Annotated in this window: 14 protein-coding genes and 1 rRNA gene; 5 read left to right on the forward strand and 10 right to left on the reverse strand. The window is 41.6% G+C overall.

The features are described from left to right. Positions 1-281 precede the first annotated feature (281 nt). Positions 282-3,047: a DNA polymerase I gene (gene polA, locus OHT75_RS07125; RefSeq protein ID WP_264725797.1), complete on the reverse strand. Its 2,766-nt coding sequence runs from the start codon at positions 3,045-3,047 to the stop codon at positions 282-284. Between the two features lie 523 nt (positions 3,048-3,570). On the opposite strand from polA, the gene elbB reads away from it, so the two are divergent. Next, entirely contained in the window at positions 3,571-4,224 is a 654-nt protein-coding gene (gene elbB, locus OHT75_RS07130) for an isoprenoid biosynthesis glyoxalase ElbB (RefSeq protein WP_264725798.1), read from the forward strand. A gap of 73 nt (positions 4,225-4,297) precedes the next feature. On the opposite strand, the gene glpG is transcribed toward elbB, so the two are convergent. From glpG to OHT75_RS07160, 6 genes are all read right to left on the reverse strand, one after another. Continuing rightward, a complete protein-coding gene (gene glpG / locus OHT75_RS07135; protein ID WP_264725799.1) occupies positions 4,298-5,140 on the reverse strand; it encodes a rhomboid family intramembrane serine protease GlpG in 843 nt (280 codons plus the stop codon). Beyond that, complete coding sequence (gene glpE, locus OHT75_RS07140) at positions 5,137-5,445, reverse strand: thiosulfate sulfurtransferase GlpE (protein WP_264725800.1); 309 nt, start codon at positions 5,443-5,445, stop codon at positions 5,137-5,139. Before glpE ends, glpG begins: the two co-directional genes overlap by 4 nt. A 274-nt stretch (positions 5,446-5,719) precedes the next feature. After that, positions 5,720-6,904 (reverse strand): BaiN/RdsA family NAD(P)/FAD-dependent oxidoreductase, encoded by a 1,185-nt coding sequence (locus tag OHT75_RS07145; protein ID WP_264725801.1) that lies wholly within the window; start codon positions 6,902-6,904, stop codon positions 5,720-5,722. A gap of 288 nt (positions 6,905-7,192) precedes the next feature. Beyond that, the gene (gene gpsA, locus OHT75_RS07150) at positions 7,193-8,209 is read right to left on the reverse strand and encodes an NAD(P)H-dependent glycerol-3-phosphate dehydrogenase (protein WP_264725802.1); all 1,017 of its coding nucleotides are present in this window, start codon (positions 8,207-8,209) and stop codon (positions 7,193-7,195) included. Positions 8,210-8,212: 3 nt separating this feature from the next. Next, a complete protein-coding gene (secB, locus tag OHT75_RS07155) occupies positions 8,213-8,698 on the reverse strand; it encodes a protein-export chaperone SecB (RefSeq protein ID WP_264725803.1) in 486 nt (161 codons plus the stop codon). A gap of 198 nt (positions 8,699-8,896) precedes the next feature. After that, complete coding sequence (locus OHT75_RS07160; protein WP_264725804.1) at positions 8,897-9,331, reverse strand: rhodanese-like domain-containing protein; 435 nt, start codon at positions 9,329-9,331, stop codon at positions 8,897-8,899. Positions 9,332-9,564: 233 nt separating this feature from the next. Between OHT75_RS07160 and gpmM the strand changes: the two genes are divergently transcribed. From gpmM to OHT75_RS07180, 4 genes are read left to right on the forward strand one after another with little or no spacing between them, the layout of a single operon-like run. After that, positions 9,565-11,109 carry a 2,3-bisphosphoglycerate-independent phosphoglycerate mutase gene (gene gpmM, locus OHT75_RS07165; RefSeq protein WP_264725805.1) on the forward strand — a complete coding sequence of 515 codons (1,545 nt, stop codon included), beginning with the start codon at positions 9,565-9,567 and terminating at the stop codon, positions 11,107-11,109. A gap of 10 nt (positions 11,110-11,119) precedes the next feature. Then, positions 11,120-12,253 (forward strand): murein hydrolase activator EnvC family protein, encoded by a 1,134-nt coding sequence (locus OHT75_RS07170; RefSeq protein WP_264725806.1) that lies wholly within the window; start codon positions 11,120-11,122, stop codon positions 12,251-12,253. 36 nt (positions 12,254-12,289) lie between these two features. Further along, the gene (locus tag OHT75_RS07175; RefSeq protein WP_264725807.1) at positions 12,290-13,495 is read left to right on the forward strand and encodes a S41 family peptidase; all 1,206 of its coding nucleotides are present in this window, start codon (positions 12,290-12,292) and stop codon (positions 13,493-13,495) included. A gap of 32 nt (positions 13,496-13,527) precedes the next feature. Then, positions 13,528-14,283: a divergent polysaccharide deacetylase family protein gene (locus OHT75_RS07180; RefSeq protein WP_264725808.1), complete on the forward strand. Its 756-nt coding sequence runs from the start codon at positions 13,528-13,530 to the stop codon at positions 14,281-14,283. On the opposite strand, the gene OHT75_RS07185 is transcribed toward OHT75_RS07180, so the two are convergent. The 3 genes from OHT75_RS07185 to rrf all read right to left on the reverse strand — a co-directional run bounded on the left by OHT75_RS07185 (position 14,258) and on the right by rrf (position 15,791). After that, entirely contained in the window at positions 14,258-14,713 is a 456-nt protein-coding gene (locus tag OHT75_RS07185) for an Rrf2 family transcriptional regulator (protein WP_264725809.1), read from the reverse strand. The two genes, OHT75_RS07180 and OHT75_RS07185, sit on opposite strands and share 26 nt — an antisense overlap. 31 nt (positions 14,714-14,744) lie before the next feature. Next, on the reverse strand, positions 14,745-14,996 hold the full coding sequence (locus OHT75_RS07190) for a YkgJ family cysteine cluster protein (protein ID WP_264725810.1): 252 nt from the start codon (positions 14,994-14,996) through the stop codon (positions 14,745-14,747). A gap of 679 nt (positions 14,997-15,675) precedes the next feature. Next, positions 15,676-15,791, reverse strand: a 5S ribosomal RNA gene (gene rrf / locus OHT75_RS07195). Positions 15,792-16,059: the final 268 nt, after the last annotated feature.

Below are 16,059 nucleotides of genomic sequence, written 5' to 3' on the forward strand. Positions count from 1 at the left end.
GACTTGAATAAACGAGATTTTAAATGCTGATATGCAAAAGCTTACTTTCAAATGTGAAGTTTGTGCTGATCACAAGGCAAATTTACGCATTGATACCAAGCCTATTGCAAGTCAGTTAGCCTGCAAAAAGCTGTTTGATATAGCGTCATCGAGCTGAGATTAAATACTTGCCAATTAACGCTTTAATCTCGAAGGTGAATTTCTTGGTCGCTTAATATTTGCCATAGTTAAGCCTTTATAAGATTAACCATGGCAAGACTTTATATTAAAGGATTAAATGTCTAATGCGCTTGATCCCAATTATCACCAATACCCGCTTCGGCCAGTAATGGCACATCTATTGTTGCGGCCTCCGCCATGAGCTGACAAATTTTCAACTTCATTGCGTCAGCTTTATCAGCATCAACCTCAAACACCAATTCATCGTGCACTTGCATGATCATGGTGATCTCACCTTGCGTCTCTTGTTTAATCCACTGTGCGACAGCAATCATGGCTTTTTTAATGATATCAGCGGCCGTACCTTGCATTGGTGCGTTAATCGCCGCTCGCTCAGCAGCTTGACGACGCATTGCATTACGATCTTTTATTTCGGGTAAATACAAACGGCGTCCATATAGCGTTGAAACATAGCCTTGTTCAGCTGCATCTGCGCGGGTGTCTTCCATATACTTTAATACCCCAGGATAGCGAGCAAAGTAAGTGTCGATATAAGTTTGGGCTTCATTACGTGGAATGTCTAACTGCTTAGCTAAACCAAACGCTGACATGCCATAAATTAAACCAAAATTAACCGCTTTCGCGCGTCGACGTTGTTCATTGGTCACTTCTTCAAAATGAACACCAAATACTTCGGCCGCCGTTGCTCTGTGAATATCCTTTCCTTGCGCAAAAGCGGTTAATAATCCTTTATCCTGTGAAAGATGTGCCATGATGCGTAATTCAATTTGTGAATAATCGGCTGCAAGTATTTTTCGCCCTTCTGGGGCAATAAAGGCCTGACGAATACGGCGTCCTTCTTCAGTGCGGATTGGAATATTTTGTAAGTTTGGATCACTTGAAGATAAACGCCCCGTTGCTGCATTGGCTTGATGGTAGCTAGTATGAACACGTCCGGTTGTTGAATTCACCATCAATGGCAGCTTGTCGGTATAGGTGCTTTTGAGTTTAGCCAAACTACGGTGCTGGAGGATAATTTTAGGTAATGGGTAATCTAGCGCCAATTCAACTAAGACATCCTCAGCCGTAGAAGGCGCCCCTTTTGGAGTTTTCTTTTTAACGGGATACTTTAATTTCTCGAAAAATATTGTTTGTAATTGCTTTGGCGATGCAAGATTGAATTTTTCGTCAGCAATCATATAAGCTTCTTGTTCAAGCTTATCGAGCTTTTGAGCTAACTCATCGCTTTGTTGGCTTAGCAACATCGAATCAATATAAACGCCTTGACGCTCGATATCAGATAACACTTGAATTAGTGGCAATTCTAGCTCGTTAAAAACACTGGCTAGTTGTGTTTCTTTTTCTACTCTAGGCCATAAATGTTGATGCAATCTTAGGGTGATATCGGCATCTTCAGCGGCATATGGCGCAGCAATTTCTACAGGTATTTGGTTAAAGGTAAGTTGTTTAGCACCTTTGCCGGCAATGTCTTCAAAACTGATATTCTTGTGCCCTAAATATTTAAGCGCTAAGCCGTCCATATCATGGCGCGATGCTACCGAGTTAAACACATAGGATTCAAGCATGGTGTCGTAACGCACCCCTTGAAGCTTGATGCCAGCATTGGCAAGAATACTGATATCATATTTAAGATTTTGACCTACCTTTTGCGGTTTTGTGCCTTCCAAAATAGGCCGAAGCTTTGCTAATGCCTCTGCTTTATCTAGTTGCAGTGGTGCGCCAACGTAATCATGACTTAACGGCAAATAGGCAGCTTTACCGGCTTCAATAGCAAATGAAATCCCAACTAGCTCCGCATCCATATAATTTAAACTGGTGGTTTCAGTGTCTACCGAGATCAATTCTGCTTCAGATAATGCACGAATCCATTGGTCAAGTTGCTCATGGGTTAAAATGGTTTGATAGTCTATTTCTATCACTTCATTTTTTACGGGTTCTTCATCGGTTTCAATAATGTTTGAAGTTGAAGTGCTCACTTGTGATTTGTTATCTAAAATTTCAGCTAACCAACGCTTGAATTCCATTTCACCATAACAGCTAATTAATTCATCACGATTTTGCGGTTTGATATCAAGTTGATGCCAATCCTGCTCAAGCTCAACATCGGTTTTGATTGTGGCAAGCTCATAAGATAGCTTTAACATATCGGCATTTTCGATGATCTTGGCTGGCATGGTTTTTGAGCCCCTAAAGCCAACGTCGACAACAGAGTGAGGATCGGCAAGTAATTTCTCAACGCTGCCTACGCCAGTTAGCATCGCCAATGCGGTTTTTTCACCCACTCCAGGTAAACCTGGGATGTTATCGGCTTTGTCGCCCATTAGCGCTAAGAAGTCGATAATTAATTCAGGTCCGACGCCAAATTTAGTTTTTACCTCTTCGGGCCCCATGATGGTGTCTGTCATGGTATTAATCAGCGTGACATGCTCATCCACCAACTGGGCCATGTCTTTATCACCGGTACTGATTAATGTTGCTCGGCCTTCTTTACTCGCTTGACGAGAGAGTGTGCCAATGACATCGTCCGCTTCAACACCTTCAATACTGATCAATGGCAGGCCTAGTGCGCGAATAATACGGTGCAATGGTTCAATCTGGCTGCGCAAATCGTCAGGCATTGGTGGGCGTTGGGCTTTGTATTCACTGTACATATCATTACGAAATGTTTTGCCCTTGGCATCAAACACCACTGCAATGTGGGTGGGTTCATATCGAGTAAGCAAACTGCGCAGCATATTTACTACGCCATAAACAGCTCCTGTCGCTTCACCCTTTGAGTTGGTCAAATGGGGAGGCGCATAGTAAGCGCGATAAAGATAGGATGATCCATCGACCAAAATAAGCGGATTATGAGCAACTTTAGGCATAATATGAGTTCGTTTCTGCTGGGTTGAAAAGAATATACAGGATGTGAATATAGCATGAAATGGAGCGAGAATGTTTGAAGGTTATGAGTAACTTATCGCAAGCTAAGCTGCATTAAAAAATGGCCACGACAAATAGTCACAGCCTGTGGATAAGTCTGTGAGTCATTTTATTCAAATAACAGGATAGTTTTAAATACCACTAGAACTGAAAAACTTAACTTGTTGATTTTTAATTTTTATTTTAATTTTTGTGAGCAAGATATAAGTTTGGTAAATTACTCATATTATGTGGACTTTTTTATTTAACTGAGTTAACCCGTTTACCAGCTAACCGTGCAGTCAAGATATTTTTGAAGTTTTTATCGCTATCAGATACATTCATTTAGTAGGGTAAATAATCTGAAAACTTGGCGATGTAATTTTTTCAATGAGCTAAGTTAGCACGTTTTTTAATCAGATCAAGTGTTTTGTTGAGTATTTGTTATAAAACACGCCAATCAATTTTAAAGGGAACAAACTGACTATGAAAAGCGTCGCTGTATTACTGAGTGGTTGCGGGGTATTTGATGGCACTGAAGTGCACGAAGCCGTTTTAACCTTACTGGCTTTAGCACGTGCTGGAGTTAAATATCAGTGCTTCGCCCCTGACATTGAACAAATGCATGTGGTGAATCATTTGACCGGTGAAGTGGCCAACGATGAAAAACGCAATGTATTGGTCGAGTCCGCTAGAATTGCCCGTGGTGAAGTGTTAAATGCCACCAGCTTAGACATCACCCAGTTTGATGCCTTAATTGTACCGGGCGGCTTTGGTGCTGCGAAGAATTTATCGAACTTTGCTACGAATGGCAGTGACTGCCGTATTTCGCCGATAGTGGAAACCTTTTTAAGGGAATTTGCGCTAGCAAACAAACCTGTTGGCTATATGTGTATTGCGCCAATGATGCTGCCGATTATTTATCCCAATGCTAAAGGCACTATAGGTACCGACAGCGAAACGGGCCATATTTTCAATGAAATGGGTGGTAAGCACCTCAATGCCAGCGTAGTGGATATTGTGGTTGATGAGGCCAATAAAGTGGTCACCACTCCAGCTTATATGTTGGCAAATAGTATTGCCGAGGCAAATGAAGGCATTGAAAAGCTGGTTAATAAAGTGATAGAGATGATTGATTAACCAAAACTCGCCAATTTAATTAAACCAAAACTGAAAAAATCACCGAGAGGTGGTTTTTTCACAAAAGCGTATTTTAGGTTTCAGAGGGTTTACGGCTATCAAATAAAGCTTGAGCTAAACCTACCAATAAACCACCCACATGCGCGCCGTTGGCAATGGGCATACCGAGCAAATCAGTAAACCCAAGGACTAACCACACCATCATAAAGCCCATATAAGAAGGTGTTAACCCAATACCACAATTGGGCCTGCGTACCCCCATTAGCCAAGTGTAACCCACAACAGCATAAACCACGCCAGATAGGCCACCAAAATTAGGGCCAGTCATAAAAAATTGTAGGATATTGGGCAATGTGCCAGCCATCAAGAGTAAAAACAGTAAAGGACGCGAGCCCAAACGGGTTTCAATTTTTCCGCCTAAGTACCACCACCAGAGCAAATTAAAAATTATATGCATTGCAGAAAAGTGCATTAATGAAGGCGTAAATACTCGCCAAATGTCAGTAACATGACTATTGGGTACTGCGCCAGCAAAAGATAACGCACTAAAAAGGGTATTACCCATGCCTAAATTCATTAAGGCATACACAATGACACAGAGAAAAAAGGTGACTAAGGTTAATGACCCTGCACCGGTAATAAATTGCTGAACAAGCCCTAAAATGCCTGAGCCATAATCAAATTTTGTCTGGGTATTACCATTATCCCACGAGGCTTGAAGATACTTTTCATCGTAAGGGTGCTGCACAAATTGCGCAAACTCATTACGGGCTTTGGCTTCATACTGCGGCTCAACTAACATAATGACCACGCCATGGGGATGAGGCTCAATATGACTTTCAATACCTAATCCTATTAGGTAATCAACAAAAGCCTGTGCTGCGCGGGCATTAGGTAATAGGCCAATTTCTATCATGCGTGGGCAAGACTCCATGCTGAGTAACCGCCATCTAGACTATAAACATCGTCAAAGCCTTGTTCGATAAGATAGTTTGCCGCACCTTGGCTACTCACTCCGTGATAGCACACGACAACAAGTGGTTTATCCATATCGGCGCCGGCAATAAACTGGGCAATATTTTCATTGGTTAAATTGATTGCCCCCTCAATGTGAGCAGTGCTGAACGAGGCACCATCACGGATATCGACAATCTGTACGTCATTTGAATCTGTGGTCATATGGATAAGTTCGTTAACGGATAAATGCTTAAAAGTTGACATGTAGCACCTTAAAAGAAGGAATGGTAAAAGCGTTAAGCAGATTATGTAATAAGGGGTTGTATTGATACAACCCTTTATTGGTGTGGTTATTGACTCAAATTGACTTAGTACCCATTTAAAATCGAGTTATCTTATTGGCCTTAGCACATGACATCGAAGTTTTTTTAAACTCATTGATGCCAAAGTAGTGAGTAATGATTAGCGATAGCTCTAACCCTAGTTGGATCTGGTTTCAAGCATATCAGTATGCGTTTTAATGATTATTTAATTACAACTAAACCGCCATACCTGCCGCTACGCCAGATGACCACGCCCATTGGAAGTTGAACCCTCCAAGCCAACCGCTGACATCCATGACTTCGCCAATAAAGTATAGGCCTGCGACGTTTTTGGCCTCCATGGTTTTAGATGACAGCTCATTGGTGTCAACCCCGCCTAAAGTTACCTCTGCGGTGCGATAGCCTTCTGTGCCATTCATCACTAATTGCCAATTATTTAAGGCATTAGCAATAAGTTCACGCTCGCCATGCCCAAGCTGGTTGAGCGCTTTATCAAGCTGGGGCGTATCAAATAAAGCTTCAACCAAGCGTTTAGGTAACCAATGACTCAGGGTATTGCGTAAACTTTGTTTAGGGTGATGTTGTAAAGCAAGCTCAATTTTTTCTAGGGCATTTTCAGTCGGTAATAAGTTAATTGAAATAGCCTCACCGGGTTGCCAATAGTTAGAAATTTGCAATACAGCAGGCCCCGATAATCCTCGATGAGTGAACAATAAGGCCTCTGTAAACTGAGTACCATCTTTGGCGGTAATCGTACTCGGCACCGCGATTCCAGATAGCGACTCAAACTTTTGTTTTTGTTCGCTATGCCATGTAAAAGGCACAAGTCCTGCGTAGGTTGGCAACACCTTAAGACCAAATTGCTCTGCGACATGGTAACCAAAAGGTGTCGCCCCCAATTTGGGCATAGATAATCCACCGGTTGCGATGACTAACGAATCACAACTTAAATCGCCATTTGAAGTCGACAATAAAAATTTGCCGCTATACGTTTTATTAATACAGGTTATGTCTGTGCGTAGTTTAATACTGACACCAGCCCATTCACATTCAGTGAGCAGCATGGTCACGATTTCTTTAGCTGAGTCATTACAGAATAGCTGCCCATGGTCTCGCTCATGGTATTCAATACCATGTCGTTCAACTAACTCAATAAAGTCAGTTGAGCGGTATCTTGCTAGGGCTGATTTTACAAAGTGCGGATTGCCGCAGATAAACTGATGCGGTTCAACTTTTTGATTAGTAAAATTACATCGCCCCCCGCCACTGATCAAAATTTTACGCCCAGCTTGCTTAGCATTATCGAGCACAAGCACATCACGACCACGATATCCTGCCGTTGCCGCACACATTAACCCTGCAGCACCCGCGCCGATAATAATTACATCATGATGTTTCACTTAATTGCCTCACATAAGCTGATATACCAATCGTAATAAATAACTGATCACCCTAGCTTGTTAAAACACTCGATAACAGTGTTAGATTTTTTGATTGTAGAATAACTATTTATCGAAAAGTCTGCCTTGTTCTCAAGCGTTTTTCCTACGCTATTTTTGATCTCTTACTTATCGTGATTGGTATGAGTTGTTTTGCATTCTGATACTAGTGACAAAAGCTTCAGACACAAAAAAGGATGCTATTTTAGCATCCTTAATATGATTTTAAGAGCGAGAGTTTCACTTAAGCTACTTCTTTATCGTTTCCGATTTTTTGTCTCGGCTTAATAACTCTTTGGCCGCATCAACCGGGGCTTTGCCTTGATATAACACCTGATAAATTTGTTCAGTGATAGGCATTTCTACCCCTAAACGCTTTGCCAGAGTGTAAACCTCTTTGGTATTGCGATAACCTTCAACCACTTGGCCAATCTCAGTCTGTGCGCTGTGCACATCTTTACCTTGGCCTAATGCTAAACCAAAGCGACGATTACGAGATTGATTATCGGTACAGGTCAACACTAAATCACCTAAACCAGCCATACCGATAAAGGTTGAAGCATCTGCACCTAGAGCTTCCCCTAAACGCGATAACTCGACTAAACCTCGAGTGATTAACGCGGTGCGAGCATTGGCACCAAACCCGATCCCATCAGACATACCTGCACCAATAGCGATCACGTTTTTAACCGCACCACCCAGTTGGATACCGGTAAAGTCATCGTTGGCATATACCCTTAACCGCTTAGGGCTATGGAGTAACTCAACCAGTTCATGGGTAAATTGCGGACAAGTACCCGCTACTGATATCGCGGTAGGTAATCCTGCAGCCAATTCTTTAGCAAATGTTGGGCCTGATAACACCGCCAGTGGATATTGCTCACCAAGTTGCTCTCTTGCCACATCTTGTAATAAACGCCCTGTTTCGGGCTCTAGGCCCTTGGTTGCCCATACAATACGTGCATCGCTGCGCAATAACGGTTTAGCTTGCTTAAGTACGTCACCAAAGACATGACTTGGTACCACAACCAAAATGTTCTTGCTGGCAGCTAATGCTTTGGCTAAATCTGGCTCAATTTGTAAACAATCAGGAAATTGAATACCTGGCAAATAAGCTTCATTGCTACGAGAGTCAGCTAACGCTTGCATACGCTTAGGGTCATGACCCCATAACAAGGTTTTATGACCATTGCTTGCTAAAGAAATAGCAAGGGCGGTGCCATAAGACCCCGCCCCTAATACCGTTATTTCGGCAGCGTTATTCATCACTTATGCGTTGGCTTCAGCGGGTGCTGCTGCAGCGGCAGCTTGACGCTGTTGAACGTATTGAGCAAATAATGCATCAAAGTTCACTGGTGCTAAGTTAAGTTGTGGGAAAGTACCACGAGCAACTAGACCAGATACGGTTTCACGCGCATATGGGAAAAGTACGTTCGGGCAGTATGCACCTAAAGAATGAGCAAGTTGTGGCTCTGTTAAGCCTACAATTGAGAAGATACCAGCTTGTTGTACTTCACATAAAAATGCTGTTTGGTCGCCATTTTTAGCGGTTACAGTTAAAGAAAGTACCACTTCATAAGTGTCGTCAGATAACTTTGCACTGCGTGTGTCTAAGTCTAACTTCACTTCTGGGTTCCATTCTTTTTGGAAAACAGCTGGGCTATTTGGCGTTTCAAAAGACAAATCCTTTGTATATACGCGCTGAATGTTAAATTGTGGTGCACTTGCTTCGTTGTTTGCTACTGCTTCAGCCATGATTTCCTACCTATCTATGTTATTTTTCGCTTTCTCTATGGAGCGAATATGATGTTGGGTTTACCACGAAAAAATTTCGCTTTTACCTCAAGTCGATCGCACTGCTAAAAACTGACAAAGCTCTTTTGGCAATTTGGATCAAAAGTGCTGATAATGTTACCAACACTTTGTTTTACTACAATATGATAAACCTTACGACTATCTCTTACTTTTCACAACTGGCATATTTGCTGATTGCCAGTCGCCCATACCACCTTTAAGGTTATGAACGTTTTCAAAGCCTTGCTTAACAAGAAGTTGAGCTGCTTGAGATGATGTCATACCAGCGTTACATACTAATATAATGGGGCTGCTTTTAAACTTTTCAAGACTGGTGGCTTGATTATTTTTAATTTCAGACAATGGCACATTAATCGCGTCAACGATATGACCCTTTTTAAACTCTTCTTTGCCACGCACATCAATCACTTTTGCGTCTTGCTTATTCATCATCAAAGTCAGTTCGTGATTATTTACATTTTTTACTTTTGATGTGCTGGATTTGAATGTTGTTACAATCAAAGCAACAAATAAGCCTACCCACGCTAATGACAACATGGGGTTTGCTTTGAAAAATTCGATATATTCTTGCATGATCACTGCCTATAAAGGATTGAGCTAAGATTAATTTGGCCAAGAGTATATCGATTTAAGCAACAGTTTTCACCTGTCTAACGTGCTTAACTGCAGATAAACGCACACATCAATGAAATTTAATCATCAGCAGCCCCGATATCGAACCTAAGTCTGTTTCCCACTGCTGATAAGTAGTAATATTTATCCAATTTCATTTTTAATTTCTATTTTTTTACTTTGAGGGTATATCCATGACGACGACAAAACGTCCGCTGGCATTACTTATTTTAGATGGGTGGGGCTACCGTGAAAATCCGCAGGATAATGCGATTTTTCATGCCAACACTCCCGTTTTAGATAAGTTAACCGCGACATATGCAAATAGCTTAATCTCTGGTTCTGGTTTAGATGTTGGTTTACCTGACGGTCAAATGGGCAACTCTGAAGTGGGTCATATCAACATAGGATCTGGTCGTATTGTTTACCAAGAGCTCACTCGCATCAGTAAAGCGATAGCTGACCATGAGTTTGAACAAAACCCTGCTTTAGTTGCAGCGGTGGATAAAGCTATAGCGGCTAATGGCGCTGTTCACATTATGGGCTTATTGTCACCCGGTGGTGTCCATAGCCATGAAGAACACATTGAAGCAATGTGCCGAATGGCGGTTGCTCGCGGGGCAAAAGCAGTTTACTTGCATGCCTTTTTAGATGGGCGTGATACGCCGCCGCGCAGCGCTAAAGGCAGTATCGAACACTTCAATGCATTATTTACTGAGCTTGGCACAGGTAGAGTTGCATCATTAATTGGTCGTTATTTCGCATTAGATCGTGATAACCGTTGGGATCGAGTATCTCAAGCCTATGAGTTAATCACTGAAGGCAAAGGCAAGTTTAAATATACCGATGCAGTCACTGCGCTAACATCAGCCTATGAACGTGATGAAAATGATGAGTTCGTTGCGGCATCGGCCATTACCGATGCTGCCGGCCAAGCGGCTACACTTAATGATAATGACGCATTAATATTCATGAACTTTCGTGCCGACCGCGCACGTCAAATCACTCGAAGCTTTGTAAATGCTGATTTTGATGGATTTGTTCGCAACAAAACCCCTACTATCAACTTTGTGATGCTAACAGAATATGCCGCTGATATTAAAGCGCCTGTAGCTTTCCCTTCTGACAATTTAGTTAACACACTGGGTGAGACGCTGCAAAAGCAAGGTAAAACTCAGCTACGCATCTCTGAAACGGAAAAATATGCCCACGTCACCTTTTTCTTCAATGGCGGTAAAGAAACACCATTTGAGGGTGAAGATCGTATTTTGATTGAATCACCAAAAGTTGCTACCTATGACTTACAGCCAGAAATGAACTCAGCTGAATTAACCGATAAATTGGTTGGTGCGATTGAATCTGCTCAATATGATGTCATTATTTGTAACTATCCAAATGGCGATATGGTTGGCCATACAGGTAAGTTTGATGCAGCGGTTAAAGCCTGTGAAGCCGTCGATGCCTGTATAGGTAGAGTCGTTGAAGCACTGGCAAAAGTTGGCGGTGAATGCATTATCACTGCAGACCACGGCAATGCTGAGCAAATGACCGATCCGGTAACAGGTCAAGCTCATACTGCTCACACTAGCGAATTAGTTCCTTTCATCTATGTCGGTCGTGATGCTACTATCAAAGATAACGGCCGCTTATGTGACATCGCACCAACGATGTTAACGTTAATGGGGCAAAGTGTGCCAAGCGAAATGACTGGCCGCTGTATCATTGACCTAAAAGAGTAATTAATTACCTGTGATAACTCGTTTATTTGTTAAAGCCAGCATTGTTGCTGGCTTTATAACACTTTCAGTAAACGCCTCTGGCGCCGACCTCAGTAAACGTCAATCTGAGTTAAAGTCTATTCAAACGCAGATTAGTGCGCAGCAGAATGACTTGAAAAACACGTCAAAACAACGAGAAAAGCTGATCGCTTTATTAAAAAAGGATGAGCAAGCTATTGCGCGTGCTGCGCAACGGGTTAATGAAACCCAGGTATCATTAAAAAACATTACCACTCAATTAACCGAGCTTGAAAAACAACAGACGAGTTTACATAAAAGCAAAATAGGCCAACAAAAAACCTTATCTAAGCAGCTATCTAGCGCCTATTTGGCGGGTAACCACGATTACAGCAAAATGATGCTTAATCAGCAAAATCCTTCCACTGTTGAGCGGATGTTGGTTTATTACCAGTATTTAAATAATGCTCGAATTAAAGCCATTAATGAGCTTAAAACAACCAGTGAACAACTGGTAAAAGTGCAAAATGAGCAGTTGAAAAAGCAACAACAACTAAATGCTGTGATAGTTGATCAAAGGCAACAAGCTAAACAATTAGCTAACGAGCAAAATCAACGCCAACAAACTTTAACCCAAATACAGCGCACTTTGTCTAGCAAGGGAGCGCAGCTTGAACAGCTGCAAATTGAGGAAGCAAGTTTAAAGCGCATTGTCGAACAAGCTGTGGCTGCAGCAAAATCTAATCCATCAATGAATGGTTTAGCAAATCAAAAAGGCAAACTGAAATGGCCAACAAAAGGCCGAGTAAGTGAACGCTTTGGCAGTAGTCGTTCAGGTCAAATTAAATGGAAAGGGGCAGTACTTACTGCGCCAGAAGGGCAAAACATCAAAGCCATTGCTGCGGGTAAAGTGATTTATGCCGACTGGTTGCGCGGGTTTGGTATGGTGATGGTTGTCGATCATGGTAAAGGATATATGAGTTTATATGGTCACGCACAAACCCTATTTAAAAATGCTGGTGACAATGTCAACAGCGGTGAATCAATTGCTTTAGTTGGACGTTCAGGTGGACAAACCGAACCTAGCCTATACTTTGAGATAAGACATAAAGGGCAAGCAGTCGATCCGGCAAGGTACTGTCGATAATATTGACTCAAACTGCCCGTTAGCAAGGGGCAGTTTATGCATCAACTTATCCGTAACTTCTGTTGCTTTGTTCTGGGTGCTGGTGTGGCCTTATCGCTTAACATTTCAAGCTCGGAACAGGCTCTTTCAAAATCCATTTATTACGATTCAGATTATCCTCTTTTGGTGGATGTCATTGACACCATAGAAACCTATTATGTGGATCAAGTGGACCGTAAAACCCTAATAAATGGCGCAATCAAAGGCATTTTTAATCAATTAGATCCCTATTCAGGTTTTTTGAATGAAGAAGGTTATCAAGCCCTCAATGATGCTAATCGTGGAGAATACTTTGGCTTTGGCTTCGAAGTGGCCACAGATGATGGCCAAATAACGATTGTTACTCCATTTAAAGACTCCCCAGCTGAACGGGCAGGCATTGAGGCGGGTGACAAGATCATAAAGTTCAACGATATGCAGGTTGATGAAACAAATTATCAAGCGGTATTAACTGAAATTAGATTTCACAGCACCCATAACTTCGGCATCAACTTAACCGTTAAAAAAATAAATAGTCATCAAGAAGTCTCCTTTACGCTTCAACCTGATTTTGTCTATATTCAGTCTATCGAAAGTCAAATTATCGATGGCGATATCGGTTATATCCACTTAACCAGTTTTCAAGAAGGTGCTGCTGACGCTATCATGAAGCAAGCCAAGGAATGGCAAAATATTGCGCTTAAAGGCATCATTCTGGATATCAGAAACAACCCCGGCGGGTTACTTGAACAAGCGATTAGCATTGCTGATTTATTCCTCGAACAAGGAAAAATTGTCTCCACCAATGGACGTTTTTTTGATGCTAATGAAGATTATTATGCATCTGGTCAGAGTATTTTTACCCATCTCCCTATGGCCGTATTGATCAATAAAGGATCTGCTTCTGCGTCGGAGGTGTTAGCGGCAGCACTACAAGAGAATCACCGTGCAACCTTACTTGGTGAAACCAGTTTTGGCAAAGGTACGGTACAAAGTATTATTCCGATACTGGGCCATAGCAACGCAGTTAAATTAACGATAGCTAATTACAGCACCCCCAATGGCAATAATATTCATGAAAAGGGAATTGATCCTGACATAGAAATCTCAATTTCTTCTGTCACTGATACCCCTAATGTGCCTATAATCGATTCAGAAAATGTGCAAGAAAACAGCTACGATCAACAAGTCGCTTCTGCCATAGCTTGGATAGATGGTAGATAAAATAATAAAATCAAAAAGAAAACTTATTCATTGTGCGCTTTATATTAATTCTACTATTACAACTTATCTGTTTATCGCCGCTTAATGCGGCCAATTTAGCTATCATTATTGACGATATTGGATACCGTCAAACCGATGAGGCGGTGTTATCTTTACCTTCAAATATCACCTTATCAGTCTTACCCCACACTCCTCTTGGACAAAAACTAGCATTAGAAGGCCATAACAAAGGCCACGAGATCATGATCCACCTCCCTATGCAGGCATTAAGTGGTAATGAATTGGGACCCGGTGCATTAACCAGTGACATGAGTGAACAACAAATAAAATCTGAAATAAATGCCGCTTTCCATAATATTCCCTTTGCTCGAGGGGCAAATAACCATATGGGCAGTTTACTCACCCAATTAGAAAACCCCATGTTATGGGTTATGCAAAGCTTAAAGCACAAACAAGCTTATTTTGTTGACAGCATGACAACACGATTCAGTAAAGCGAGTGAGCAAGCAAAAGGTGTAGGAGTGCCATTATTACAGCGACAGGTATTTTTAGACAACGATGTACGACATTCTGCACTGGAGAAACAGTTTAAACGAATCATCACTCAAACAAAGCAACAAGGAACCTTAGTTGCTATCGCACACCCTTACCCTGAAACCTTGGCATATTTAAAAGCTAACTTACCAAGATTAAAAGCGAATGGTATTACTTTAGTTAACACATCAGAATTACTGGCAGTAGACATCGCCAAAATTTACCCAACTAGCTCACATCAAACACTGAGATAGATAAATCAGGCAAGGTTGCCACCAAATCCGACTTATTACTGACAATATCCGCTAAACTGTATTCATCTAAAACAGCTAAATAGGCAGCAACAGCCTTCCCGAGCACACCTTTCAAATTACAAACTGGCGTGAATCTACAAAAGGGCTCTTCACAATTAACGGGTATTAAAGAGTTTTCTAATTGTCTGACTAAAGAACCAATATTTATCTGTGTGGCACTTTTCGCTAACTTGAAGCCACCACTTTTACCGCGAATAGTCTGCAGATAGCCTAACTTACCAAGTTGGTGAATAATTTTAGCAACATGATTTGAAGATAAATCGAAAACCTCGGTCACCTCAGCTATACGAAATAGAGTCTCACGCTCTGATTGTACAGCAAGGTACATGAGTATTCGGATACCATAATCTGTATAACGAGTTAATTGCATTAATAAACCAAACTTAAAAGAAAAGAAGACTTTAGCATGTCACACGTTCTAAATCAGTGATCAACCATAAAGCTTGTTCATTTGTGGTACCACAAACATCGACACTAGCTGAAAAGCCACTACAAACTGTGGGGCGGAGTGATGAACCAAAGATCAGACATAGATTATCGTCACTAAGTTGCACACAACGCACACCAGCAGGCTTACCATCAGGCATTCCTGGTATGGGAGTAGTTATCGAAGGGGCGATACAACATGCGCCACATCCAAGTCGACAGTCCATAATAATCCTAGTGAAGTGAGATAGCAGATTATACCAATCAAAGACGATAGTTAATCACTTTTTAATACCAATCACAGTAAATAAGTATTCAGAAATAGCGAAGCAAAAATGCAGGACAACAAGGCTGGTTATTATGATAAGGAGTGATTCTATAATCTAAAAATTTAATGCCGTTATCACTCATTATCACAAGCTAAAATGGGCTGTCATTTATTACGATAGGTATCACTTTAGAAGACGTTATCAGAAAACAATTTGTTTTGCTTCAAACACGACAAGGGTGACATGACTGTTTTTATTAAGCGCCTGGAAATGACCTACTCCCACATGGGCATGTCGGTCACACAACTTTTATGCTCAAATTTCAGATGTAAAAATGCCCGTTGCATTCGCAACGGGCTTATCACTACTCTTACGAGTAAATTAGGCGCCTGGAAATGACCTACTTCCACATGGGCATGTCGGCCACACAACTTTTATACTCAAATTTCAGATGTAAAAAAGCCCGTTACATTCGTAACGGGCTTATCACTACTCTAGCGAGTAAATTAGGCCCCTGGAAATGACGTAATCCCGCATGGGTATGTCGGCCACACGACTTTTATACTCAAATTTCAGATGTAAAAAAGCCCGTTACATTCGTAACGGGCTTATCACTACTCTTGCGAGTAAATTAGGCGCCTGGAAATGACCTACTCTCACATGGGGAGACCCCACACTACCATCGGCGATACTGTGTTTCACTTCTGAGTTCGGAATGGGATCAGGTGGGACCACAGCTCTATGGTTTCCAGACAAATTTTTGTTTATTCAACGCCTTGGCATTAAATAATAATTCGAAAAGCTGATTTTTGAGTTTCAAGTACATGGAAGTACTTGATGTCATAAATGCAGGAGCAATTTATGACCACACTGCTTAAGTGCTTTATTCTAATACTAAGTCGTGCTCCCTTCAGTACGACCTCCAAGGATGGAGGAAGTGCTACAAAATGTCGGGAACATTTTCAGTAAAACCCATCTGGGTTGTATGGTTAAGCCTCACGGGTCATTAGTACAAGTTAGC

This window comes from Shewanella subflava (assembly GCF_025971955.1).
Classification (GTDB): Bacteria; Pseudomonadota; Gammaproteobacteria; order Enterobacterales; family Shewanellaceae; genus Shewanella; species Shewanella subflava.